This window comes from Ensifer sp. 38_S197 (genome assembly GCF_056924495.1).
This window is the reverse complement of record NZ_JBXOVZ010000002.1, coordinates 2,806,105-2,830,261: the sequence shown is the minus strand read 5'-3', so window position 1 is coordinate 2,830,261 and position 24,157 is coordinate 2,806,105. Positions and strand designations below refer to the sequence as shown.

Genomic DNA, 24,157 nt, shown 5'->3' with positions numbered 1-24,157 from the left:
GTCAGTTCATGTAGGAGGCGAGCTTCCGGCTGGCGTCGAGAAACCGCATGGGATCCACCGCCTCGCCATTCAGGCGGATTTCATAGTGCAGGTGTGGACCGGTGGAGCGACCCGTATTGCCGGACTTGGCAATGACCTCGCCTTCCGTCACCTGGTCGCCGACCTTCACCAGGATCGTGGAGAGGTGTGCATAGCGGCTCGACACGCCGTTACCGTGGTCGATCTCGACCATGTTTCCATAACCGCCGGTCAAGCCGGCATTCGTCACGGTGCCGGGTGCGGCCGAGCGGATGCGCGTGCCGACCGTCGCGCGGAAGTCGATGCCGGCATGGAGCGCCAGGCGACCGAGGAACGGATCGAGGCGGTTACCGAAGTCGCTGGTGATGTCGCTCGCCGGCGAAGGATTGCCGAACGGCAGAGCGCGGACCTGCGCCCGCGTCCGCTCCAGTTCCAGAAGCGCCGTATCCAGGGCGGCCAGGGAACGGCCGAATTCGTCATCGGTTGCCGGTTCGACGAAGGGGCCGCCAATGCCTGTCTCGGAAGAGCCGGAGGACGCGGACGCCGGGACCATTTCCGCCACGTCGCTGACGGGCAGATCGACGCCGGTCCTCCCGACGATTGAGCGAATCGCGTCCGACGTCCTTGCCGCGCCATCCGTCAGTTGTTTCAGCCGCGCCATCTGCTCCAGCTCGACGTCCTTCAACGAGAGCGTCACCTTCGAGAAGATCCGGTCGGCACGATCGGAGGTCGATTCGCCCGCGTCGGGCGCCGCATAGGCGAGGGGGGTGGCACGAGCGGTGGCGGAGACCGAGGCGCTGTTCAGCCCCATCAGCTTCTCGATCGCCTTCACACCGCCGCTGCTCGCGTCGGCTCGCTTCTCATAGGCGAGAGGTTCGATCTCCGGAGTGTCGCTGCTTTCCGTCGTCAGGCCGGAATTTTCGGCCCTTTCGACCAGGGCGCCGAGCTTTCCGTTGCGGGAGGTCAATGCCATCTGCTGGCGCAGCAGCTTCTCGACTTTCTCCTCGACCACTTGCTGGTCGAGCAACTGACGGCTGGTGACGCGATCGACCTGCGCCCTAAGCGCCGTGATTCGATCCTCATATTCGTGCTGCATGCGCGCCTGGCGCGCAATCGTGCCGCCGATGAGATCGTCGCGCAGGACGAGGTAGGATGTGGCCGCGAGATAACCGATGCTACAGACGCCGGCGAAGGATACGGCGATTGCCGCCATCCAGGGACGAACCGTCATATGGCGGACCTTGTCGCCACTGGCCAATATTAGAACGTGATGTTCCTTGCGTTTTCCGAAGGCACGATTTGCCAAACGTCCAGACACCCGTTCTCTCCCGCCATGTGCGCGTTGCCTCGCATCACCTACAGATCATTACACTTCGTTAGGGTTAACAATTGGTTAGGCTGAGTGCAGCGCGCGATGCGGCTATCGGTTGGTCGAGGCGGTCATCGAGCGATAGAAGGACGGCGTCAGTCCGGCCTCGGCGCGGGCAATGTCGTTGAACGGCGCCTTCAATGGCCCACGGAAATTGGCGCGCACCAGCGCCTGGAAAGTCGCCGCCGGGTCCTTCTTCTCTCGGGCGCAGAGAAAGCGGAACCATTTGGCGCCGACGGCGACGTGGCCCTTTTCGTCCTCATAGATGACATCGAGCACCGCGGCACTCTCGAAGTCACCAGTTTCACGCATCTTCGCCTGCAGCGCCGGGGTCACGTCGAGACCACGCGCTTCGAGGATGAGCGGCACGACGGCAAGGCGCGCCGTCAGGTCATTGCGGGTATCGTGCGCCGCCTGCCAGAGCCCGTCATGGGCAGGCAGGTCGCCATAGTCCGCACCGAGATCGTTCAGTCGCTGGCGGACCAACCTAAAGTGCTTGGCCTCTTCGAAGGCAACCCGCATCCAGCCGTCGAAGAAGGAATTGGGCACCGGCTCCGTGGCAAAGCGGGCAACGATATCGAGGGCAAGGTCGACGGCGTTCAATTCGATATGGGCGATCGAATGCAGCAAGGCGATGCGTCCCTTGAGGGAACCGAGCGATCGCCGTTTCACCTGGGTCGGCGGGGTCAGCACCGGCTTGTCGGGCCGCCCGGGGCGGACCGGCACGGGTCGGTCGAGCGGCGAGCGCAGCGACAGGGTGCGACGCTGCCAGCGCCTGGCCGCCTCCTGCGCGAGCGCCGTTTTGACCTCGAGGTCTGCGGCGCGAATCGCTTCGACGGCACCCCCCCGCAGGCTGTGAAACACGGGCAATTCGGTCATGGCTTTCCTCAGAGGGCCTTTGCCGCGGCCAGGACCTCCTGGGCATGGCCATCGACCTTCACCTTTTCCCACACCCTGATGACGACGCCGTCGGCGCCGATCAGGAAAGTGCTGCGTTCGACGCCCATATATTTCCTGCCGTACATCATCTTTTCCACCCAGACGCCGTAGGCGTTCACGACCGCCTTTTCCTCGTCGGCGGCGAGCGTCACCGTCAGGTTGTGCTTCTTGGCGAAGCGGTCGTGCTTCTTCACCGAATCAGGCGAGAGCCCGATCAGCGTGATGCCGGCCGCGGCAAACTCGTCGGCAAGCTCGGAAAACGAGATCGCTTCCAGCGTGCAGGCCTGGGTATCGTCCTTCGGATAGAAGAACAGCACGACGGGGCGACCGCGAAAGGCGGAAAGCGAAATTGTACCGCCGCCATCACGCGGCAAGGTGAAGTCGGGAGCGACATCTCCGGGAGCGGGTCTTGCCATGATTAAACCTTCCTTCTGCCAAGTTTTGCAGACAATCGCACGCTACTGCATGCTTGCTTTGGCCGTCGCCGACGAATGGGCAAAACATGCGGTAACTCAAAGCGCTGCAGCGACCTTTGCACGTCTCTCAAGGACTTGCGGCGCTTAAGGGCATATCGAAAATCGTCGACTGCCGTCCAGCGCATTTGTGCTAGATTCGACGCTTTCGGACGGCACAGGCCGCTACGAAACGTTGCTGTCGCCCGCACGCGCGATTCCCGTTGTGGTAGCTTTCCACAGCAACTCCCGCGTTGCTTGGTGACTCGGCACGAGGACATGTGGTCTACAGGAAGCGAGAAGCGGCTGTCCCGAACACGAGACAAAGAGGACGGCGAACACGCTCGTATCGAACGGAGGACGTCCGCGCTGATGAGTGAGATCCGCGGCGAAAAAGTCGGCTTTCGCAAGAAAGACATCGTCGCGCTGCATGCGTTGCCTTCGGCGCAGGCTCACGATCCCATTATCGTGCACGCACCGCACAAGGGTTCTCCCTTGCGTCTGTGTGCCAAGATTGCCCTGTCCATATCGCTGCTTGCCTTCATCCTGGGTGCGATCCTCGTAACCGGGATCGAAAGCGGGATGATGGACAGCACGCTGAACGCGCGTGCCCGGACCGCCCTCAATGCCGCGCTCGGCAGTGCCTACCGCGCCGACGTCGGCAGCACGGTCGTGCGCATGACGGCAAGCGGCGCAATTGCGCTCAAGGCTCGGGAGGTGGCCCTCAGCGAAACGGCAACCGGTCAACCCGTCGCAAAGCTTCGTTCGATCTCGATCGCACTCGACCCGCTGTCACTGATGACGGGCCACATCGCCGTCTCCCGCCTGGAAGCGGAAGGTGGCGATTTCGATACCGGCCTGCTTCCACGGGGCGAACCGCTCGATCTTACCAAGATCCGGATCGCCGATGTTGGTGATGCTCTCGAGGCCCTGTTTTCCCATGTCGACCGTATGTCGCAGATGGCTGCAGGAAGAGGCAGCCAGACCGTAACGCTCTCCGACTTCAGCTTCTCAGTCGTCGGCGCCCGCAACCGCGTCGTTCCGGTCGTGGCCTCCGCGCTCGAATTCAGCCGGGACGCAAGCGGCTCCATGAGCGTGCAGGGCAGCGCCACCGTCGATGGCGTTGCCGTCGATATCAATGCCGATGCGCTTGGCCAAAAGGGGCACGTGACGGGCTTTGACGCGGCGATCACCAATCTGCCGCTCGCGCCGTTCTTCTATCACGGCAAGTCGGGTGCGGAGCAGGCCTTTGGCATCGACGCAACGGCAGGGCTGACGCTGAAGGCGACACGGGCAGCCGGGGAGGCGAAGCCGGATCTGCGCGTGGCGGTGCGGACCTCCAAGGGTACATTCCATGCGGGCGGCCTCGTCTCGACGCTCAATCCGTCGCAGATGGACATCGCCTATGATTTCGGGCGCGCCTCGGTCGAAATCCTGCCGTCGGTGGTCAAGATCGGTCGGTCGACCTTTCCGTTTACCGGCGCCGTCATGGACCTCGACAAACTCGCTGGCGTCACGGACAAGGGCTTCGCGATCGATCTTCTTCTGAAGAACGCCAGCTCGGCTCCGGAAGACGTCGCCGAGCAGCCGCTTACCTTCGATGCCAAGGCAAGCGGCCGGTTCACCTCGGATACTCACCGGCTGATCTTCGACCAGCTCGCCGTGTCGAGCCCTCTCGGCTCGATGTACGGTTCGCTTTCGGTCGCTTTCGGCAACACCTCGCCGCAGATCAGCTTTGCCGCGGTCAGCGATCGCATGGAGGCAACGGCGGTCAAGCAATTGTGGCCATGGTGGCTCGCCAAGGGCGCTCGCCGCTGGGCGATCGGCAACCTCTTCGGCGGCATCGTTACCAATGCGCGCATCGAAGTGTCGGTTGCCGAAGGACGAATTGCCAATAACGAGGGGGAGTTGAAGCTCAACGAGCAGGAGCTCAACATCAACTTCGACATCGACGACACCCGCATCAACATCACCGGCGAGATACCGCCGCTGCGCGACACCTCCGGCAAGTTCAAGCTGAGCGGCCAGCGCATGACGGTCGAGATCGGGCAGGGCATCGCCTATTTCCCGTCTGGACGGTCCGTGGCGCTGAATGGCGGCGATTTCATCCTTCCCGATGTCTACACCAAGCCGCTGATGGCGGAGATGAAGATCGAGGTTGGGGGTGCCGCGGACGCGATTGCCGAACTCGTCACCTACAAACCGATCCAGGCATTGCAAAAGACATCATTGCTGCCCGAGGACTTCAGCGGTCCTCTCACCGCGCTTGTCGGCGCGCGCTTCGGCCTGATCTCGGACCAGCACCCACCCAAGCCGCTGTGGCAGGTGGAGATGCAATTGGACAAGGTCAGCGTCAACAGGGCGTTCTACGGCCGGCCCGTTTCCGACCTCGTCGGGACGTTCCGGGTCGATAACCAGCAGGCCGTGCTCGATGCCGACGCGCGCCTGGAGGGCGCGAAGGTCAGCATCGCCTTGACGGAGCCGGTCGACAGCGATTCGAAGGTCAAACGCTCGCGTCAAATTTCGGGCATCCTGGACCAGGACGTCTGGCAGAAGCTGGCGCCGGGCCTGTCGAAGATCGTGTCCGGGCCGATCAGCGCCGACGTGACGATTGGCGATCAGGATCGTGTCGAGGCGAAGATCGGGCTCGCGAAGGCCGCTCTGTCCCTGCCATGGATCGGCTGGAGCAAGGGAGCCGGAATCCCGGCGGAAGCGCGCTTCACGGCGAGCAAATCCGACGACACCGTTGTCATCGACGATTTTGCCGTCGCCGGAGACGGATTCGGGGCACGGGGTGGCCTGCAGGTGGATGGCGGCGGACTGGTCTCCGCCCGCCTCGACAACGTCCGCCTGGCCCAGGGCGACGACTTCAGGGTCTCGGTCGACCGCCGCAAGGGTGGCTATACGGCGACGCTCAGCGGCGCGGCGGCGGACATCAGGCCGATCCTTGCGCAGATGAAGGCGGGGAGCGACCAGGGCCAGGGCGGAGGCGACGACATCACGATCAAGGCCCAGCTCGATCGCGTTACCGGCTTCAACGGCGAGGCGCTGTCGAACGTGAACCTGGTCTACGCCGAGCGCGGCAGCCAGATCGAGGATGTCAATCTTTCGGCGGTTACCGGCAGCGGCCAGGCGCTCGTCGCCCGGCTCGCCAAGGCCGGCGCCGACAACACGCTCGAGCTAACCGCTGGCGACGCCGGGGCGCTGGCGCGCTTCGCCGATATCTACCAGAACATGCGCGGCGGCCTGCTCAATCTGAAACTGCGTGATCGTGGGGGACGCTCCTGGCGCGGCAGCGTCGATATCCGCAAGTTCCAGCTCGTCGGCGAGCAACGCCTGCAATCGATGGTGTCGACGCCGACGGGCGCCGACGGGCGAAGCCTCAACCAGGCCGTTCGCCGTGACATCGACGTGAGTTCGGCCCGCTTCGAGCGAGGCTTTGCCCAGCTCGCCCTCGACCGCGGCGCGATCCGCGTCGATGGCGGCGTGTTGCGCGGTACCGATGTCGGTGCGACGTTCCAGGGAACGGTGCGCGACAATAACGGCATCATGGACATGACCGGCACCTTCATGCCCGCCTACGGCTTGAACCGCATCTTCGGCGAACTGCCACTGATCGGCGTTTTGCTCGGCAATGGCCGCGACCGTGGCCTGCTCGGCATCACCTTCAAGCTCAACGGTCCCTTCAATCAGCCGAAGCTGACGATCAACCCCCTGTCGATCATCGCGCCGGGCGTCTTCCGCAGCATCTTCGAGTTCCAATGAAAAAGGCCGGCGCACTGCATGTTCCTTAAATCGTCGCCGATTTAAGGACAAAACATGCAGCACTTCAAAGTGCTACAGCGACCTTTGCGCGTCTTACAAAGACGCGCGGCGCTGTAGGGCCGGCTCTTTGGATCGATCGTGGGATGCCTCGGCTTAGGCCGGGCGCACGAGGATGTGCTTCTTCTTGCCAAGCGACAGCTTGACGACATTGTCGGCGGTCACATCGCCGGTGCCGATCACGCGGCGCTCATCGCTGACAGCCTCGTCGTTGATCCTGATGGCGCCGCCCTGCACATGGCGACGGGCCTCACCATTGGACGCGGCGAGGCCGGCACGCACGATCAGCGTCAGCAGGCCCAGGCCCGCTTCCAGCTCGGCGGTCGGGATCTCGACCGAAGGCAGGTTTTCGGCCAGCGCACCTTCCTCGAAGGTCTTGCGGGCGGTTTCCGCGGCCTGCTCGGCGGCCGGGCGGCCGTGCAGCATGGCGGTGATTTCCGTCGCCAGGATCTTCTTGACCTCGTTGATCTCGGATCCGCCGAGCTTCGAAAGGCGCTCGATCTCCGCCATCGGCAGGGTCGTGTAGAGCTTCAGGAAGCGCGTGACGTCGGCATCTTCGGTGTTGCGCCAGTACTGCCAGAAGTCATAGGCCGACAGCATATCCGGGTTCAGCCAGATCGCGCCGTTGACCGACTTGCCCATCTTGGCGCCCGACGAGGTCGTCAGCAGCGGCGAGGTCAGCGCATAGAGCTGCTCACTGCCCATGCGGTGGCCGAGGTCGATACCGTTGACGATGTTGCCCCACTGGTCCGAACCGCCCATCTGCAGGCGGCAGCCGGTGCGCTTGTAGAGTTCGACGAAGTCGTAGGCCTGCAGGATCATATAGTTGAACTCGAGGAACGACAGCGACTGTTCGCGATCGAGCCGCATCTTGACGCTGTCGAAGGACAGCATGCGGTTGACCGAGAAGTGACGGCCGACATCGCGCAGGAATTCGAGGTAGTTGATGCCGAGCAGCCAGTCGGCGTTGTTGATCATCAACGCGTCCTTCGGGCCATCGCCGTAGGTCAGGTAGTTGGAGAAGACCGTCTTGATGCTGGCGATGTTGGCTTCGATCGTCGCGGGCGTCATCAGTTGCCGTGCCTCGTCCTTGAAGGATGGGTCGCCGACCATGCCGGTGCCGCCGCCCATCAGCGAGATCGGGCGATGGCCGGTCGCCTGCATCCAGTGCAGCATCATGATCTGGATGAGACCGCCGGCATGCAGACTCGGAGCGGTCGGGTCGAAGCCGATATAGGCCGTCACGGTTTCCTTCCGGAACAGTTCATCCAGACCAGACTCGTCGGAGATCTGGTGGATGAAGCCACGCTCGCTGAGGGTGTGAAGGAAATCGGACTTGAAACCGGACATAATCTGTCTCTCTTGCGGGGAAGTTTTTGAACGAACGGGCGTTTAGCACTGTTTCAGCGCATAATCACTCCAAAAGTGATTCTGGAAATGTTGACGGCATGGCACGGACAAGAACGGCAATCGGCCTGATGAGCGGCACGAGCATGGACGGCATCGACGTCGCGCTGCTGAGGACCGACGGCGACACCATCGTCGAGCGCGGCCCCTCTGCCGGCTTTGCCTATGACGCCCGCTTTCGCGATCGGCTGAAGCAGGGATTGGTCGACGCGAAAACGATCACGCAACGGGACCAAAGGCCCGGCGCGCTGTCGGAACTTGAGCGCGACCTGACGCTGCGGCATGCCGAAGCGGTCAAAGCCTTCCTGCAGCAAAACAACCTGCCGCCGGCGGATATCGACGTGATCGGTTTCCACGGCCAAACCGTGCTGCATCGCCCTGACGAGGCCCTGACGGTACAGATCGGTGACGGACCGCTGCTTGCCCGCGAGACCGGTATCGACGTCGTCTACGACATGCGCGCCAACGACATGGTGCATGGCGGGCAGGGTGCGCCGCTGATCCCCGCCTATCACGCCGCTCTGGCGCGTGGCGCAGCCGGCCTTGCGGCGCCGGTCGTCTTCGTCAACATCGGCGGTATCTCCAACCTGACCTTCATCGGTGCCGGCGAGACGCTCGTCGCCTATGACAGCGGCCCGGGCAATACGTTGATCGATCAATGGGTCGAAGCCCATGCCGGCATTCCCTTTGACCAGGGCGGCATGGTCGCGAGCGAGGGGGCCGTTCTTCCCGATCTTGCAGAGCGCTACCTCGCCAATCCGTTTTTCACCGCGAAACAGCGCCGCTCGCTCGACCGAAACGATTTCGTGCCGCCGTCGGGAAGCGACGCGGGCCTTGCCGACGGCGCCCGGACGCTTGCCCATGTGACCGCGGCCGCGATCCTCAAGTCGGCCGGACACCTGCCGCAGCGGCCATCCACCTACGTCGTCTGCGGCGGGGGCCGCCTTAATCCGGTGATCATGCGCGATCTCGCGGCGCTCGCCGAGGCTGAGGGCGCTACGGTTCTGCCGGCGGAGGACGCCGGCTTCAATGGTGATTCCATGGAGGCAGAGGCCTGGGCGTACCTTGCCGTCCGCTCGCTGCAAGGGCTGCCGCTGACCTATCCGGGAACGACCGGTGTCCGCCAGCCGGTCACGGGTGGAAAACAAGTCGCCAGACCTCTTCGCTGAGAGGTCCGAAACAGTGTTTAGGCTATCCACCGAACGGATTAATCAAATTTTCGCATCGGCCAATTAGCATCGGCAGCCGCTACCGTCGGAGGTGGCGAAGGCGGCTTGCCCGCAATACGAAGGTTTCGGGTTCTTCGATGGGTGGTGCGATTTCTCTGCTGGCTGTGAATTTCATCATTGCGCAGATTTTCACGGTCGCATTCCTCACCATCGCCGTGAAGAGCCGTCAGCGTTCCGCGGCACTGTGGTGTGCGGCCGGTTTTGCCGTCGCCTCGCTTTCGGCCGTTTGTGAAGCGATCATTCCCTTCTCGTCCACGCCACGGCTCTTCGCCATCGGTGCTTTCGCCTCTGTGCTCGGCGGCTTCTGCCTTCTGCGTTTTGGTCTGGGCCGGTTTTATGGGCTTCCGGTGCGCTGGACCGTGCTTGGCGCGTGTTTCCTCGCCGGCGTCGCGCTGGACGTGGCAATCTACGACCTGCCGCGCGGCACCTGGCAGCACGCCATCCCCTACCAGATGCCTTTCTTTCTGATCCAGGCGTGGACCGCATCCGTGGTAATCCGCGCGGGACGCCGCTCCTTTTTCGACCGGGTGCTCTTCGGGCTGTTGGCGTTGTCCGCGGCCTATTATCTCTTGAAGATCTATGCCGCCGTTGCCGCCGGCTCGGGCGCCACCGCCCAGGATTATGTTTCGAGCTCGTTTGCGCTCATTTCCCAGGCACTTGGTGCGATGCTGATCGTTGGGGCGGGCCTGGCCATGCTCGGCGTCATGGTCAAGGACATCGTCGACGACGCGCAGGCCCGCTCGGAAATCGATCTTCTTTCGGGGCTCTACAATCGTCGCGGCTTCATGGACCGCGTCATACCGCTCTTGCATGCACGCGAGACCCAGACGCCGGGCACGCTGATCCTCGCCGACCTCGATCGCTTCAAGCTGGTCAACGACACCTACGGCCACCTTGCCGGCGACGAAGTGATCCGCCATTTCGCGCGGGTGCTGATGGACGTCATGCCGAACCGTGCCGTGGCTGGCCGCCTCGGTGGTGAGGAGTTCGCGGTGTTTCTGCCCTGTACGGAGCTGTCGGAAGCGCGTGTCGTCGCCCATGGCATGCGCGCCGCCATCATGTCCCAGCAGATCGCCGGCCTGCCCGAGGCGGCGCGCGTGACGGCAAGCTTCGGCGTCACGGCCGCCGGTAGCGGCGAGACGCTGGATCCCGTGATGCAGCGCGCCGACAAGGCGCTCTACGCGGCCAAGGCAAACGGGCGCAACCGGGTCGAATGCGGCGAGACGCCGACTACGGTCGTCAATCCGTCCGTACCGCAGTGGGTCTGCCGCCCGCAAGGCTGACCTGAAACGAAAAGAGCCGCGCGTTCCGAAGAACGCGCGGCTCTATTGTTCAATCTCTCAAGCGATCAGCGAATGCGCTTGGCGGCCGGTTCCGGCGTCAATTCGCCATTCAGGCGACGGTCGAGGTAGTCCTCGCATTCCGACATCAGGCCTTCGACCTGCCCGTTGAAGAAGTGGTTGGCGCCGGGAACGGTGCGGTGGGTGATGAGAATGCCCTTCTGGGCTTTGAGCTTCTCGACGAGACCGTTCACGTCCTTCTCCGGCGCGACCTTGTCGGAATCGCCGTTGATGATCAGGCCGGACGAGGGGCAGGGCGCCAGGAACGAGAAGTCGTAGATGTTCGGCTGCGGCGCCACGGCCATGAAACCCTCGATTTCCGGACGGCGCATCAGCAGCTGCATGCCGATCCACGCGCCGAAGGAATAGCCGGCAACCCAGCAGCTCTTCGAATCCGGATGGAGGCTCTGCACCCAGTCTAGTGCGGACGCCGCATCCGACAGCTCGCCGGCGCCGTGGTCGAATTCACCCTGGCTGCGCCCGATGCCACGAAAGTTGAAACGGAGCGTGGTGAAGCCGCGCTTCTGGAACATATAGAAGAGTTGGTAGACGATCTGGTTGTTCATCGTGCCGCCGAACTGCGGATGCGGGTGCAGGATGATGGCGATCGGCGCGCTCTTTTGCTTCGAAGGCTGATAGCGGCCTTCTAGGCGGCCAGCGGGTCCGTTGAAGATGATTTCGGGCATTGGCTCTCCGGGAGTGTTCCTGGTTCGAATCTTGGTTTCAGATCGCGATCAGTCTTGACGAAAGCAGTCAGCTTTTCTAAAACCTAGTTTAGAACCGTTCAAAACTTCTGTGCGGGCATTCCGCCTTGTGCTTCGTCTCATAAGGCAAGCGACGCGGAAAATTCAAGGAAAATGCATCGCCAGAGGTTGCCGGGTCGCAGCCTGTTGTTCTAGCGAAGGAAATCATGTCGGGTTCGCGCATCTACATGGACTGGAACGCCACGGCGCCGCTTCTTACCGAAGCGCGCGAGGCCTGCCTGTCGGCGCTCGACCTCGTCGGCAACCCTTCTTCCGTCCATGGCGAAGGCCGCGCGCTGCGCACGCTGATCGAAAACGCCCGCCGCGATGTGGCCGCCCTTTGCGGGGCAAAAGCGGCAAGCGTCATCTTTACCAGCGGCGCGACGGAAGCGGCCAACCTGGTGCTGACGCCCGATTTCCGCATGGGCCGCACGCCGCTCAAGATCGGCCGGCTCTATGGTTCGGCGATCGAACACCCGGCAGTGCGCGAAGGCGGACGCTTTCCGCCCGAAGCCGTTTGCGAAATCCGGGTGACGCCTGCCGGCATTGTCGATCTCCAGGCGCTTCGTGAATTGTTGACGGCACATGACCGCCAGCTTGGCCTGCCGATGGTTGCCGTCATGCTGGTCAACAACGAGACCGGCATCATCCAGCCGATCGGCGAAGTCGCCGAGATCGTTCGCGCCCATGGCGGCGTTCTCGTCGTCGACGCGGTGCAGGCTGCCGGCCGCGTGCCGCTTGCTATCGAAGAGATCGGCGCCGATTTCCTCATTCTCTCCTCGCACAAGCTCGGTGGCCCGAAGGGCGCCGGCGCGCTGGTGGCGCGCGGCGAGGTTATGATGCCCGCACCGCTGATCCGTGGCGGTGGACAGGAGAAGGGGCACCGTTCCGGCACCGAAAATTCGGTGGCGATCGCCGGCTTTGCCGCAGCCGCACGGAAGGCCGGCGAAGGTGTCGGCCAGCGGATGAGCGCGATTGCCGCGTTGCGCGACAAGCTTGAAAGCGAGATGCTGGCGGCGGCTGCCGATGTGGTCATTCACGGCCGTGACATTTCGCGCGTTGGCAACACGATCTTCTTCACGCTTCCCGGCCTGAAGGCAGAGACGGGGCAGATCGCCTTCGACCTCGAAGGCGTCGCGCTTTCGGCGGGATCGGCATGTTCGTCCGGCAAGGTGGGGCAAAGCCACGTGCTGACGGCGATGGGCTACGATCCGCGCCAGGGCGCGCTCAGAATTTCGATTGGCGAGGCGACGACGGCGGCTGAAATCGAACGTTGCGCCGCCGCTTTCGCAAAGGTAGCAGCAAGACGCCGGGCGCCGGGACAGGCGGCTTGAGGCGGGACGATGGGACGAAATTGCGGAAAAGCAATTTTCCGCTTGGCAAACAGGGTGAAAAGCGCCTTTTAGCCATTACATAAGCGGTGCGCCACGTTCGCATCGTGTTGACAAGCTGCCGGACCTTGGATCCGGCGAGATTGGAGAACGACATGCCTGCCGTGCAGGAAACCATTGATCAGGTCCGTCAGATCGACGTCGACCAGTACAAATACGGCTTCGAGACGCATATCGAGGTCGAGAAGGCGCCGAAGGGCCTTTCGGAAGAGATCATTCGCTTCATTTCGGCGAAGAAGAACGAGCCGGAATGGATGCTCGAGTGGCGTCTTGGCGCCTATCGCCGTTGGCTGACGCTCGAAGAGCCGACCTGGGCCCGTGTCAGCTATCCGAAGATCGACTTCAACGAGATCTACTACTATGCCGCCCCGAAGGGCACGACGGGTCCGAAGTCGCTCGACGAAGTCGATCCCGAAATCCTCAAGGTCTACGAGAAGCTCGGCATTCCGCTGAAGGAACAGGAAATCCTCGCGGGCGTGCAGAAGTCGAAGATCGCCGTCGACGCCGTCTTCGATAGCGTCTCCGTCGTCACCACCTTCAAGGAAGAGTTGAAGAAGGCCGGCGTGATCTTTATGTCGATCTCCGAGGCGATCCGTGAACATCCAGACCTCGTGCAGAAGTATCTCGGCTCCGTCGTTCCGACGACCGACAACTACTATGCGACGCTGAACTCCGCGGTCTTCACCGACGGTTCCTTCGTCTACGTGCCGAAGGGCGTGCGTTGCCCGATGGAACTTTCGACTTACTTCCGCATCAACGAGAAGAACACCGGCCAGTTCGAGCGTACGCTGATCATCGCCGACGAGGGCGCCTATGTGTCCTACCTGGAAGGCTGCACCGCACCGCAGCGCGACGAGAACCAGCTTCACGCGGCCGTCGTCGAGCTCGTCGCGCTCGATGATGCCGAGATCAAGTATTCGACGGTGCAGAACTGGTATCCGGGCGACAAGGACGGCAAGGGCGGCATCTACAACTTCGTCACCAAGCGTGGCGATTGCCGCGGCAAGAACTCCAAGATCTCCTGGACGCAGGTCGAAACCGGTTCGGCGATCACCTGGAAATATCCGTCCTGCATCCTGCGCGGCGACAATTCGCGCGGCGAATTCTATTCGATCGCGGTCTCGAACGGCCACCAGCAGATCGATTCGGGCACCAAGATGATCCACCTCGGCAAGAACACGTCGAGCCGAATCATCTCCAAGGGCATCGCTGCCGGCGTCTCGGAAAACACCTACCGCGGCCAGGTTTCGGCCCACCGCAAGGCCGAGAACGCCCGCAACTTCACCCAGTGCGACTCCTTGTTGATTGGCGACAAGTGCGGCGCGCACACCGTGCCCTATATCGAGGCGAAGAACTCGACGGCACAGTTCGAGCACGAGGCGACCACGTCGAAGATTTCCGAGGACCAGCTTTTCTACTGCCTGCAGCGCGGCATTCCGGAGGAAGCGGCGATCGCACTGATCGTCAACGGCTTCGTCAAGGAAGTGATCCAGGAGCTGCCGATGGAGTTTGCTGTCGAGGCGCAGAAGCTGATCGGCATCTCGCTCGAAGGCTCGGTCGGCTAAGGCCTTGAACTGAATATTGAATGGCGCGCACCGCGTTTGCGCGCGAACAGACATTCGCTTCCCAAGAGGACGATAGAAATGCTTGAAATCAAGAACCTGCATGCCCGTATCGCCGAAGACGGCACCGAAATCATCCGTGGCCTGAACCTGACCGTGAAGGCCGGCGAAGTCGCTGCCATCATGGGCCCGAACGGCTCCGGCAAGTCGACGCTTTCCTATATCCTCTCGGGCCGCGAAGACTATGAAGTCACCGAAGGCGACATCCTCTATAACGGCGAGAGCATCCTGGAGCTCGACGCTTCCGAGCGTGCGGCCAAGGGCATATTCCTCGCCTTCCAGTATCCGGTCGAAATCCCCGGCGTTGCCACCATGCAGTTCCTCAAGGTGGCGATGAACGAGCAGCGCAGATATCGCGGCGAAGACGAACTGACCACGCCGGAATTCATGCGTCGCGTCAAGGAAGCCGCAGCCGAGCTTAAGATCGCTCCGGAAATGCTGCGTCGTCCGTTGAACGTCGGCTTCTCCGGTGGTGAAAAGAAGCGCGCTGAAATCCTGCAGATGTCGCTGCTCGAGCCGAAGCTGTGCGTGCTCGACGAAACCGACTCCGGCCTCGACATCGACGCGCTGAAGGTCGTCGCCGACGGCGTCAACGCGCTGCGTTCGCCGGACCGCGCCGTCGTGGTCATCACCCACTACCAGCGCCTGCTCGACTACATCGTTCCCGACACCGTGCACGTGCTCTACAAGGGCCAGGTCATCAAGTCGGGCGACAAGACGCTGGCGCACGAACTCGAAGCCAACGGCTACGCGGACATCATCGGGGCCGCGGCCTGACGCCTGTTGAAGGAGTGTTCGAATGAATATGCAACAGGCAATCAAGATGACGGCCGCCGAAACGGCGCTCGTCGATGCCTATACGACGCAGATCGGCGATCTGCCGGGTGACGGCTCGGTGCTTTCGGTGCGCGACACGCTGGTGCACGAACTCAAGACCGCCGGTCTGCCGACCCGCCGGGTCGAATCCTGGCACTATACCGACCTGCGGACGCTGCTGCGCGCCGTCCCGGACGCCGATCCGACGGCCTTTGCCGATCGCGTCGACGCGCTGGTTCCGGGCTCGACCGTGCTTTCCGTCCGCAACGGCCGCGCCGAGGTCAAGGGCAGCCTGCCTGAAGGTGTGACCGTGCGTTCCTACGTCGACAGCCTGCTCGACGGTTCGGCTGCAGCCGGCCTCGCCGTGCTCGGCTTTGATGACGCGATCGGCCGCATCAATGGCGGCCTCGTTCGCGGTGGTCTCGAAATCGACGTTGCCGCTGAAACGGCGCTCGAGGACCCGCTGGAAATCCAGCTGGTGCAGAGCCTGGGCCAGGCGCATACGCGCTTCCCGGTGACCTTCGGGGCGGGCGTCAGGGCAACGGTGATCGAGCGGCATCTTTCAACTGATGACGCCGAAAGCTTCGTCTCGTCGGTCAGCGACGTGACGCTTGCCGAAGATGCCGATGTCATCTGGATCATCCTGCAGCAGCAGGGCGCTGCCGATACCCATCTCGGCCAGATCCGCTTCGATCTCGGCAAGAACGCCAAGCTGCATCTCTTCGTGATCAATGCCGGCGGCAAGCTGGTGCGCCAGGAGATCCACGGCAAGACGAGCGGCGAGGGCGCGGATTTCAAGCTGCGCGGCATCAACCTGCTCGGCGGCGAAAGCCACACGGACGTGACCTTCACGCTCGGCCACAACGTGCCGCACACCACCTCGACCGAGATCATCCGCAACGTCGTCTTCGATCGCGCCAAAGGCGTTTTCCAGGGCAAGATCCTTGTCGCCAAGGACGCCCAGAAGACCGACGCGAAGATGGCGTGCAACACGCTGCTTCTCTCCGACGATGCCGACCTGTCTGCGAAGCCGGAGCTGGAGATCTTCGCGGACGACGTTCAGTGCGGTCACGGCGCAACGGTTGCCGACATCGATCACACCCAGCTCTTCTACCTGATGGCGCGCGGCGTGCCGGAGAACAAGGCGCGCGCAATGCTCGTCAACGCCTTCGTCGCCGAGATCGTCGAAGAGCTGGAAGACCACGAAGCGGTGGTCGAGGCACTCGAAGACGTCATTTCGACCTGGCTCGACAAGCACGCCTGAGCGGCTCCTGCGTAATTCCTTAATTCGGCATCGATTTAAGGATAAAATTATGCAGCGGTTCAACAAGTTACAGCGAGCTGGCGCGTCCTGGAAGACGCGCTAGCGCTGTAGGGCAATTGGATTGAAAGACATGGAACACTCTGTACCGGTGCCCGCCTACGACGTCGAAGCGATCCGCAAGGATTTCCCGATCCTGTCGCGAACCGTCTACGGCAAGCCGCTTGTCTATCTCGACAACGGCGCATCGGCGCAGAAACCGCAGGTGGTGATCGATGCGGTGGCCCATGCCTATGCCAACGAATATGCCAACGTGCATCGTGGCCTGCATTTCCTGTCGAATACGGCGACGGAAGCCTATGAGGCAGCGCGCGAGAAGGTGCGTCGCTTCCTGAACGCCCCTTCGCCCGACAACATCATCTTCACCAAATCCTCGACGGAAGCGATCAACACCGTCGCCTATGGCTATGGCATGCCAAAGCTCGGCGAGGGCGACGAGATCGTGCTGTCGATCATGGAGCATCACTCCAACATCGTTCCCTGGCACTTCATCCGTGAGCGCCAGGGCGCCAAGCTCGTCTGGGCGCCGGTGGACGATGACGGCGCGTTCCACCTCGAAGATTTCGTCAAGTGCCTGACGGACCGCACCAAGCTCATCGCCATCACCCATATGTCGAATGCCCTTGGCACCGTGGTTCCGGTCAAGGAGATTTGCCGCATCGCCCGCGAACGCGGCATCCCGGTTCTGGTCGACGGCAGTCAGGGTGCCGTTCACATGCCCGTCGATGTCCAGGATATCGATTGCGACTGGTACGTGATGACCGGCCACAAGCTCTACGGTCCGTCCGGCGTCGGCGTGCTCTACGGCAAGATGGATCGGCTGAGGGAGATGCGGCCGTTCCTCGGCGGCGGCGAGATGATCGAGGTGGTGACCGAGGACTACGTCACCTATAACGATCCGCCGCATCGCTTCGAGGCCGGAACGCCGCCGATCGTGCAGGCGATCGGTCTCGGATACGCGCTGGACTACATGGACAAACTCGGCCGCGCAGCGATTCAGGCACACGAGGCCGACCTGACCGCCTATGCGCGCGAGCGTCTTTCGGCCGTCAATTCGCTGCGGGTCTTCGGCAATGCGCCTGACAAGGGCAGCATCTTTGCCTTTGAGATTGCCGGCATCCATTCGCACGACGTATCGATGGTGATCGACCGCGCAGGCGTCGCCGTTCGCGCCGGCACCCATTGCGCCCAGCCACTCTTGAAACGCTTCGGTGTTACCTCCACATGCCGTGCATCTTTCGGCCTCTATAATACAAGGGCCGAAGTGGACGCGCTGGCGGACGCGCTGGAGCATGCGCGCAAATTCTTCGACTAAGAAATTGATAAAAGGTTCAAAGAGTTCTCGGAATTTTCTGAACCAAAAGAGAAAGCCCAGGAGGCCGATATGAGCCTTGATGCTACGGAAGAAAAGGTCGATGTTCGCGAGGGCATCGTGCATTCGGCAATCCCGGCCGAGGAACTGGCGCGTCTCAGCGACGATATCATCGCCGCATTGAAGACCGTCTACGACCCGGAAATCCCGGCCGACATCTTCGAACTCGGCCTCGTCTACAAGATCGACATCGAAGATGACCGGATGGTCAAGATCGACATGACGCTGACCGCGCCGGGCTGCCCGGTGGCCGGCGAAATGCCGGGCTGGGTCGAGAATGCCGTCGGCGCCGTCGAGGGCGTATCGGGCGTCGAAGTCTCGATGACCTTCGATCCGCCGTGGACACCGGACCGCATGTCCGAGGAGGCACAGGTCGCGGTCGGTTGGTACTGAGCCGGCTGCGTATTGATCCGTCAAGGCACGGATACTACATTTGATTCTGTAAGGCGCCGGGCCTTTACCCCGGTGACGACAAGGAGAATGAGCCCATGGGCTTTGCCGTTATGAGCCTGACCAATGCTGCCGCCGACCGCGTCCGTTCGATTGTCGAAGGCGCCGGCGCCGATGCCAAGGGCATTCGCGTCAGCATCAAGAAGGGCGGTTGCGCCGGCATGGAGTATGCCGTCGATCTGGTGACCGAGCCCAATGCGAAGGACGACCTGATCGAACATCAGGGCGCCAGGGTCTGGGTCGCGCCGGAGGCCGTGCTCTATCTGCTCGGCACGCAGATGGATTTCGAAGTCACGACGCTGCGTTCCGGTTTCACCTTCAACAACCCGAACCAGACATCCGCCTGCGGCTGCGGCGAATCGGTCGAGTTGAAGCCCGCCGACCTCGCGGCACTCGCCGCGCGCGGTGACGCCGTGGTGCGTGCCAACTAAGTTTCTCTGTTCCTTCAAACGGATAGGTCGGCCCGGTTTTCGCCGGGCCTTTTTTCTGCTGAGATGCGCGGACATGGAACAGGGGATTGGGCATGGCGGCGTTCAATGAGGATCTCGTCTTCAAGGCGCTCTACGAGGCCTTTCCCGATCCCGTGATCATCGTCGACGCCGAACGGATTATCCGCTCCGCAAACAATGCCGCCCTTCGCCAATTCGGTTATTCCGCCGAAGAGTTCATCGACCGCTCGGTGCGGCTGATCTACGCCAATGACGCGGAATATGAGAAACGCCTGCGCAACCGCGCGGCGCGCGTCGATGAAACCGCCGCCCGGACGTCGAACTATCTCTATGTCAGGCGCGACGGATCAACCTTTTCCGGCCACCTTCGCACGACGCCGCTGCTCAACGACCAGGGCGAAGAACTGGCGCTCATCGGCATCATCCGCGACGTTTCGGATTTGACCGAGGCTGTGGGCGAGCGGCAGAAGGCTTCCGAGATGCTCAATGCAGCGCTGGAAGCGATGCCCGAAGGCTTTGCCATCTTCGACCGGCAGGAGCGGCTGGTCGTCTATAACAGGGCCTATCAGGCCATCTGCGGGCCGGCAGGAGCTGCGCTGAAGCCCGGCATCACCGCCGAGGAGATTCTGCTTCTGGGGCGACAGGGCGGCCACTATCCCGATGCCTTGCCGGGCACCCGCGAAGGCGACGAGTGGATTGCTTCGCGCCTGCGCGATTTTCGTCACCCCGATGGTCGCCCCAAAATCTACCGCTATGCCGAAGATCGTTGGCTGCGCGTGGAGAACATCAAGGCGAAGGACGGCAACACCGTCGTCGCGCGCGTCGACGTCACGGATCTCAAGCGCGCCGAGCTGGCGCTCGAACGCCAGCGGCAGGAACTCGAACACAAGAATGAGGCGCTCGATCAGTTTACGGCTACGGTCTCTCACGACCTGAAGGCGCCGCTCAGACACATATCCATGTTCTCGGAGATGATCGAGGACGATCTGGCAGCAGGCGACCAGGCCGAACTCGCCGAGAATGCGCGTCATCTACGCGACAGCGTGAAGCGGATGAACAGGGTGATCGACAGCCTGCTCGACTATGCGCAGATCGCGCACCGGATCAGCCATTGGACAAAGGTGCGGCTGGCGGACATCGTTGCCGAGACGCTGACGATGCTTGCCGGCGACGTGCAGGAAGCGCAGGCAACCTTCGAGATCGGCGACCTGCCGGAGGTGGATGGGGATCCGGAGCTGCTTCGCCGCCTGGTCCAGAACCTGATCGGCAATGCGATCAAGTATCGGCACGCCGACCGCCAGCCGGTGATCCGCATTCAGGGCGGCGTCGCCGATCAGATCGTCGAACTGGTGGTCGAAGACAATGGCATCGGCATCGATCCGCGCTTTTCGACACGGATCTTCGAGGTGTTCCAGCGGCTGCACAAGGATGAATCGGTCTATGGCGGCACGGGGATTGGTCTGGCTCTGGCCAAACGCATAGCCGAAAGCCACGACGGCTCGATCCGGCTTGACACCACCTTCCGCGAAGGCGCACGTTTCATCGTGCTTCTTCCGAGGCGGCTACGGAAGGCAAACTAGGGCGGAACAGGTGGTCTCGACGCCAAAGCGACTGCTCTTGGTGGAGGACGACGCGCACGACGCGCGCTTCGTGATGCGTGCCTTCGCGCAGGTGGACGAGACGATCGACCTGGTGCTGGCTGCAGATGCAGACGAAGCGATCGCCCAGCTTGCTCAAACCCATTTCGACTATGTGCTCCTGGATATCAAGCTGCCCGGCAGCGACGGTATCGAGCTTCTGCGGCGCATCCGCAGGGGACAGGCAACCGTCCTTGTTCCCATCATCGTGTTGACATCGTCCAGCAATCCGACCGACGTACTCCATTGCTATCGCGCCGGCGCCAATGCCTATGTGGCCAAACCTGCCTCGGTCGCCGGCTACCGGCACTTTGCCGAGGCCTTCGTCCGCTTCTGGATTGAAAATACCATCCCGCCTCCCGGAATGAGCTCGCGTCGGTAAGGGCGCGGTCCGCAAGGACGACCGCGGACGACCGCTACACCTCCTGGTGCCGGTCTTTGTCGATTTCGGAAACGAACTGGATGAGGGGCACGTAGGGCGCGCTGTCACGCTCGCCGGATGGCACGGGGGGAACCGGCGGAGCGAGCCCCGCCGGTTCGTTTGTCGTTACTCTGCCGCTTCCGCGTAGCTTTCCAGCGGCGGGCAGGTGCAGACGAGGTTGCGGTCGCCATAGACGTTGTCGACGCGGTTGACCGGCGACCAATACTTGTCGACACGGAAGGCGCCCGGCGGGAAGCAGGCCTGCTCGCGCGAATAGGGACGATCCCAATCGCCGACCAGGTCTTCGACCGTGTGCGGAGCGTTCTTCAGCGGATTGTTGACCTTGTCCATGCGACCTTCCTCGATGGCGCGGGCTTCCTCGCGGATCGCCAGCATCGCATCGCAGAAGCGGTCGATTTCAGCCTTGGTCTCCGACTCGGTCGGCTCGATCATCAGCGTTCCGGCAACCGGCCAGCTCATGGTCGGGGCGTGGAAGCCGCAGTCGATCAGGCGCTTAGCCACATCGTCCACCGTGACGCCGGCACTTTCGACCAGCGGACGGGTATCGATGATGCACTCATGCGCGACACGCCCCTTCGACGACTTGTAGAGCACTTCATAGGCGCCCTTCAGCCGGGCGGCGATGTAGTTGGCGTTGAGGATCGCCACCTTCGTCGCCTGGGTCAGGCCTTCGCCGCCCATCATCAGGCAGTAGCTCCAGGAGATCGGCAGGATCGAAGCCGAGCCGAAGGGAGCTGCCGAGACCGCGCCCTCGTGTCCGTCCGTTTCCGGATGACCGGGCAGGTAAGGGGCCAGATGCGCCTTGACGCCGATCGGACCCATGCCGGGACCGCCGCCGCCATGCGGAATGCAGAAGGTCTTGTGCAGGTTCAGGTGGCTGACGTCGGAGCCGATGTCGCCGGGGCGGGCAAGGCCGACCATGGCGTTCATGTTGGCGCCGTCCATGTAGACCTGGCCGCCGTGCTTGTGGACGATCTCGCAGACCTCGCGCACGTTCTCCTCGAACACGCCATGGGTCGAGGGATAGGTGATCATGCAGCACGAGAGGTTTTCCGCGTACTGCTCTGCTTTTGCACGGAAATCGTCCATGTCGATGTCGCCGTTGTCGCTGACCTTGACGACGACGACCTTCATGCCGGCCATCTGGGCCGAAGCAGGATTGGTGCCATGCGCCGAGGTCGGGATCAGGCAGACATCGCGATGGCCGTTGCCATTGGCGATGTGATAGGCGCGGATCGTCAGCAGACCGGCATATTCGCCCTGGGCACCGGAGTTCGGCTGCATCGAGATCGCGTCATAGCCGGTGACGGCGCAGAGCTTTTCCGACAGGTCCTCGATCATGTGCTGGTAGCCAGCCGCCTGATCCTTCGGCACGAAGGGATGGATCTCCGAGAATTCCGGCCAGGTGATCGGCAGCATTTCCGCGGTCGCGTTCAGCTTCATCGTGCACGAGCCGAGCGGGATCATCGCCCGGTCGAGCGCGAGGTCACGATCCGACAGACGGCGGATGTAGCGCGTCATCTCGCTTTCGGCGCGGTTCATGTGGAAGATCGGATGCGTCAGGTACTCGCTGGTGCGCAGCAGCGCTTCCGGCAGGCGGTAGTCCGGGTCGAACTGCTCGACCTTGAAGTCGCCGCCGAAGGCGCGCCAGACCGCCTCGAGCGTAACCGGGCGCGAACGCTCGTCGAGGCTGATGCCGATCTTGGTGTCGCCGATCTTGCGCAAGTTGACTTCCTCGGCGACCGCGGTCTTGAGGATGATACCCTGCAGCTTGCCGACTTCGACGGTGATCGTGTCGAAGAACACGTCGGGCTCGACGGTGTAGCCGAGCTTTTCGAGGCCCATGGCGAGACGGACGGTCTTCTGGTGAACGCTCTGAGCGATCGCCTTGATGCCCTTCGGGCCGTGGAAGACGGCATACATCGAGGCCATGACGGCGAGCAGCACCTGCGCCGTGCAGATGTTCGACGTCGCCTTTTCGCGGCGGATATGCTGTTCGCGGGTCTGCAGCGACAGGCGATAGGCGCGGTTGCCGCGCGCATCGACCGATACGCCGACAAGACGGCCGGGCATGGAACGCTTGTGGGCGTCCTTGACCGCCATATAGGCGGCATGCGGACCACCGTAACCCACCGGGACACCGAAGCGCTGGGTGCATCCGATGGCGATGTCTGCACCCATTTCGCCGGGCGATTTCAGCAGCGCCAGGGCCAGCGGATCGGCGGCGACGGTGGCGACCGCCCCGGTCTGGTGCAGACGGGCGATCAGCCCGGTGAAATCATGCACGTGGCCGTATGTGCCCGGGTACTGGAAGATGGCGCCGAAAACGTCGACCGGATCGAGGTCGGTGAACGGATTGCCGACGACAATCTGCCAGCCGAGCGGCTCGGCGCGCGTCTTCAAGAGAGCGATCGTCTGCGGGTGGCAGTTCTCGTCGACGAAGAAGGTCTTGGCCTTCGACTTCGAGACGCGCTCGGCCATGGCCATGGCTTCGGCGGCGGCGGTCGCTTCATCGAGCAGCGAAGCATTGGCAACGTCGAGGCCGGTCAGGTCGCAGACCATGGTCTGGTAGTTGAGCAGCGCTTCGAGGCGGCCCTGGCTGATTTCCGGCTGGTAGGGCGTGTAGGCCGTGTACCAGGCCGGGTTTTCCAGGATGTTGCGCTGGATGACCGGCGGCGTGATCGTGCCGTAATAGCCCTGACCGATCAGCGAGACGAGCTTCTGGTTGCGGTTGGCCGTTTCGCGCATCTTGTCGAGCGCTTCGCGCTCGGTCATCGGCGCCCCCCAGGAGAGCGGGGTCTTCTGGCGGATCGACGGCGGGACGGTGTCGTCGATCAATGCATCGAGCGTCGGATAGCCGACGACCTTCAGCATCTCATCCATTTCGGCCGGCGACGGGCCGATATGACGCCGATTGGCGAAGTCATACGGCTTGTAGTCGGTAAAGGTGAAATCCTTGGGCATGCTCATCAGGCGACGAGCTCCTTATAGGCCGCTTCATCGAGAAGGGCGTCGGCATCGCCGGGATTGGCGAGCTTGAGCTTGAAGAACCAGGCAGCCCCTTGCGGGTCGCTGTTGACCAGCGACGGATCGTCGACGATCGCCTGGTTCACTTCGACGATTTCGCCGTCAAGCGGACAATAGACGTCGGACGCTGCCTTGACGGACTCGACGGTGGCAGCGGAATCGCCCTTCGAGAAGGTCGAGCCGGTTTCCGGCAGTTCAACGAAGACGAGGTCGCCAAGCTGGCCGGCGGCGTGCTCGGTGATGCCGACGGTCGCGACACCAGCTTCGATCTTCAGCCACTCGTGTTCCTCAGTGAACTTCAACATGTGCGC

Annotated in this window: 19 protein-coding genes; 12 read left to right on the top strand and 7 right to left on the bottom strand. The window is 62.7% G+C overall.

The genetic code is table 11. The features are described 5' to 3' along the window. Nucleotide 1: 1 nt before the first annotated feature. The 3 genes from AC1Z3V_RS26765 to AC1Z3V_RS26755 form a co-directional block, all read right to left on the bottom strand. Nucleotides 2-1,336 (bottom strand): M23 family metallopeptidase, encoded by a 1,335-nt coding sequence (locus AC1Z3V_RS26765; RefSeq protein WP_483502699.1) that lies wholly within the window; start codon nucleotides 1,334-1,336, stop codon nucleotides 2-4. Between the two features lie 102 nt (nucleotides 1,337-1,438). Next, nucleotides 1,439-2,266, bottom strand: a complete 828-nt coding sequence (locus tag AC1Z3V_RS26760; protein ID WP_483502697.1) for a ferritin-like domain-containing protein — start codon at nucleotides 2,264-2,266, stop codon at nucleotides 1,439-1,441. A gap of 8 nt (nucleotides 2,267-2,274) precedes the next feature. After that, nucleotides 2,275-2,742 (bottom strand): peroxiredoxin, encoded by a 468-nt coding sequence (locus AC1Z3V_RS26755; protein WP_483502695.1) that lies wholly within the window; start codon nucleotides 2,740-2,742, stop codon nucleotides 2,275-2,277. 408 nt (nucleotides 2,743-3,150) lie between these two features. Here AC1Z3V_RS26755 and AC1Z3V_RS26750 point away from each other — a divergent pair, with 408 nt between their 5' ends. Further along, nucleotides 3,151-6,543: a YhdP family protein gene (locus tag AC1Z3V_RS26750; protein WP_483502693.1), complete on the top strand. Its 3,393-nt coding sequence runs from the start codon at nucleotides 3,151-3,153 to the stop codon at nucleotides 6,541-6,543. 153 nt (nucleotides 6,544-6,696) lie between these two features. On the opposite strand, the gene tyrS is transcribed toward AC1Z3V_RS26750, so the two are convergent. Beyond that, nucleotides 6,697-7,950 (bottom strand): tyrosine--tRNA ligase, encoded by a 1,254-nt coding sequence (tyrS, locus tag AC1Z3V_RS26745; RefSeq protein WP_483502691.1) that lies wholly within the window; start codon nucleotides 7,948-7,950, stop codon nucleotides 6,697-6,699. A gap of 98 nt (nucleotides 7,951-8,048) precedes the next feature. Here tyrS and AC1Z3V_RS26740 point away from each other — a divergent pair, with 98 nt between their 5' ends. Beyond that, the gene (locus tag AC1Z3V_RS26740) at nucleotides 8,049-9,176 is read left to right on the top strand and encodes an anhydro-N-acetylmuramic acid kinase (protein WP_483502689.1); all 1,128 of its coding nucleotides are present in this window, start codon (nucleotides 8,049-8,051) and stop codon (nucleotides 9,174-9,176) included. A gap of 137 nt (nucleotides 9,177-9,313) precedes the next feature. Next, the gene (locus AC1Z3V_RS26735; protein ID WP_483502687.1) at nucleotides 9,314-10,519 is read left to right on the top strand and encodes a GGDEF domain-containing protein; all 1,206 of its coding nucleotides are present in this window, start codon (nucleotides 9,314-9,316) and stop codon (nucleotides 10,517-10,519) included. 65 nt (nucleotides 10,520-10,584) lie between these two features. Here AC1Z3V_RS26735 and AC1Z3V_RS26730 read toward each other — a convergent pair whose 3' ends face one another. Continuing rightward, nucleotides 10,585-11,262, bottom strand: coding sequence for an alpha/beta hydrolase (locus tag AC1Z3V_RS26730; protein ID WP_429815396.1), 678 nt, complete (start codon nucleotides 11,260-11,262; stop codon nucleotides 10,585-10,587). A 224-nt stretch (nucleotides 11,263-11,486) separates the two neighbouring features. Here AC1Z3V_RS26730 and AC1Z3V_RS26725 point away from each other — a divergent pair, with 224 nt between their 5' ends. From AC1Z3V_RS26725 to AC1Z3V_RS26685, 9 genes are all read left to right on the top strand, one after another. After that, the gene (locus tag AC1Z3V_RS26725; protein WP_483502685.1) at nucleotides 11,487-12,653 is read left to right on the top strand and encodes a cysteine desulfurase family protein; all 1,167 of its coding nucleotides are present in this window, start codon (nucleotides 11,487-11,489) and stop codon (nucleotides 12,651-12,653) included. A 152-nt stretch (nucleotides 12,654-12,805) separates the two neighbouring features. Further along, nucleotides 12,806-14,275 (top strand): Fe-S cluster assembly protein SufB, encoded by a 1,470-nt coding sequence (sufB, locus tag AC1Z3V_RS26720; RefSeq protein ID WP_429815391.1) that lies wholly within the window; start codon nucleotides 12,806-12,808, stop codon nucleotides 14,273-14,275. Between the two features lie 78 nt (nucleotides 14,276-14,353). Further along, nucleotides 14,354-15,109, top strand: a complete 756-nt coding sequence (sufC, locus tag AC1Z3V_RS26715; RefSeq protein ID WP_483502683.1) for a Fe-S cluster assembly ATPase SufC — start codon at nucleotides 14,354-14,356, stop codon at nucleotides 15,107-15,109. 22 nt (nucleotides 15,110-15,131) lie between these two features. Continuing rightward, nucleotides 15,132-16,412, top strand: coding sequence for a Fe-S cluster assembly protein SufD (gene sufD / locus AC1Z3V_RS26710; RefSeq protein ID WP_483502681.1), 1,281 nt, complete (start codon nucleotides 15,132-15,134; stop codon nucleotides 16,410-16,412). A gap of 130 nt (nucleotides 16,413-16,542) precedes the next feature. Continuing rightward, complete coding sequence (locus AC1Z3V_RS26705; RefSeq protein WP_483502679.1) at nucleotides 16,543-17,784, top strand: cysteine desulfurase; 1,242 nt, start codon at nucleotides 16,543-16,545, stop codon at nucleotides 17,782-17,784. A 69-nt stretch (nucleotides 17,785-17,853) separates the two neighbouring features. Next, a complete protein-coding gene (locus AC1Z3V_RS26700; protein WP_173516578.1) occupies nucleotides 17,854-18,234 on the top strand; it encodes an SUF system Fe-S cluster assembly protein in 381 nt (126 codons plus the stop codon). 95 nt (nucleotides 18,235-18,329) lie between these two features. Further along, the gene (gene sufA, locus AC1Z3V_RS26695; RefSeq protein WP_483502676.1) at nucleotides 18,330-18,722 is read left to right on the top strand and encodes a Fe-S cluster assembly scaffold SufA; all 393 of its coding nucleotides are present in this window, start codon (nucleotides 18,330-18,332) and stop codon (nucleotides 18,720-18,722) included. A gap of 92 nt (nucleotides 18,723-18,814) precedes the next feature. Beyond that, a complete protein-coding gene (locus AC1Z3V_RS26690) occupies nucleotides 18,815-20,320 on the top strand; it encodes a sensor histidine kinase (RefSeq protein WP_483502674.1) in 1,506 nt (501 codons plus the stop codon). 40 nt (nucleotides 20,321-20,360) lie between these two features. Further along, nucleotides 20,361-20,759, top strand: a complete 399-nt coding sequence (locus AC1Z3V_RS26685) for a response regulator (protein WP_483502672.1) — start codon at nucleotides 20,361-20,363, stop codon at nucleotides 20,757-20,759. Between the two features lie 165 nt (nucleotides 20,760-20,924). Here the strand turns inward: AC1Z3V_RS26685 and gcvP are convergent, their stop codons facing one another. Then, entirely contained in the window at nucleotides 20,925-23,789 is a 2,865-nt protein-coding gene (gene gcvP / locus AC1Z3V_RS26680; protein ID WP_483502670.1) for an aminomethyl-transferring glycine dehydrogenase, read from the bottom strand. Continuing rightward, a complete protein-coding gene (gcvH, locus tag AC1Z3V_RS26675; protein ID WP_429815373.1) occupies nucleotides 23,789-24,151 on the bottom strand; it encodes a glycine cleavage system protein GcvH in 363 nt (120 codons plus the stop codon). Before gcvH ends, gcvP begins: the two co-directional genes overlap by 1 nt. Between the last annotated feature and the right edge of the window lie 6 nt (nucleotides 24,152-24,157).

Coding starts and splice junctions, on each gene's coding strand:
- AC1Z3V_RS26760 (WP_483502697.1), bottom strand. CDS start 2,266: ATGACCGAATTGCCCGTGTTTCACAGCCTGCGGGGGGGTGCCGTCGAA.
- AC1Z3V_RS26755 (WP_483502695.1), bottom strand. CDS start 2,742: ATGGCAAGACCCGCTCCCGGAGATGTCGCTCCCGACTTCACCTTGCCG.
- AC1Z3V_RS26750 (WP_483502693.1), top strand. CDS start 3,151: ATGAGTGAGATCCGCGGCGAAAAAGTCGGCTTTCGCAAGAAAGACATC.
- tyrS (WP_483502691.1), bottom strand. CDS start 7,950: ATGTCCGGTTTCAAGTCCGATTTCCTTCACACCCTCAGCGAGCGTGGC.
- AC1Z3V_RS26740 (WP_483502689.1), top strand. CDS start 8,049: ATGGCACGGACAAGAACGGCAATCGGCCTGATGAGCGGCACGAGCATG.
- AC1Z3V_RS26735 (WP_483502687.1), top strand. CDS start 9,314: ATGGGTGGTGCGATTTCTCTGCTGGCTGTGAATTTCATCATTGCGCAG.
- AC1Z3V_RS26730 (WP_429815396.1), bottom strand. CDS start 11,262: ATGCCCGAAATCATCTTCAACGGACCCGCTGGCCGCCTAGAAGGCCGC.
- AC1Z3V_RS26725 (WP_483502685.1), top strand. CDS start 11,487: ATGTCGGGTTCGCGCATCTACATGGACTGGAACGCCACGGCGCCGCTT.
- sufB (WP_429815391.1), top strand. CDS start 12,806: ATGCCTGCCGTGCAGGAAACCATTGATCAGGTCCGTCAGATCGACGTC.
- sufC (WP_483502683.1), top strand. CDS start 14,354: ATGCTTGAAATCAAGAACCTGCATGCCCGTATCGCCGAAGACGGCACC.
- sufD (WP_483502681.1), top strand. CDS start 15,132: ATGAATATGCAACAGGCAATCAAGATGACGGCCGCCGAAACGGCGCTC.
- AC1Z3V_RS26705 (WP_483502679.1), top strand. CDS start 16,543: ATGGAACACTCTGTACCGGTGCCCGCCTACGACGTCGAAGCGATCCGC.
- AC1Z3V_RS26700 (WP_173516578.1), top strand. CDS start 17,854: ATGAGCCTTGATGCTACGGAAGAAAAGGTCGATGTTCGCGAGGGCATC.
- sufA (WP_483502676.1), top strand. CDS start 18,330: ATGGGCTTTGCCGTTATGAGCCTGACCAATGCTGCCGCCGACCGCGTC.
- AC1Z3V_RS26690 (WP_483502674.1), top strand. CDS start 18,815: ATGGCGGCGTTCAATGAGGATCTCGTCTTCAAGGCGCTCTACGAGGCC.
- gcvP (WP_483502670.1), bottom strand. CDS start 23,789: ATGAGCATGCCCAAGGATTTCACCTTTACCGACTACAAGCCGTATGAC.
- gcvH (WP_429815373.1), bottom strand. CDS start 24,151: ATGTTGAAGTTCACTGAGGAACACGAGTGGCTGAAGATCGAAGCTGGT.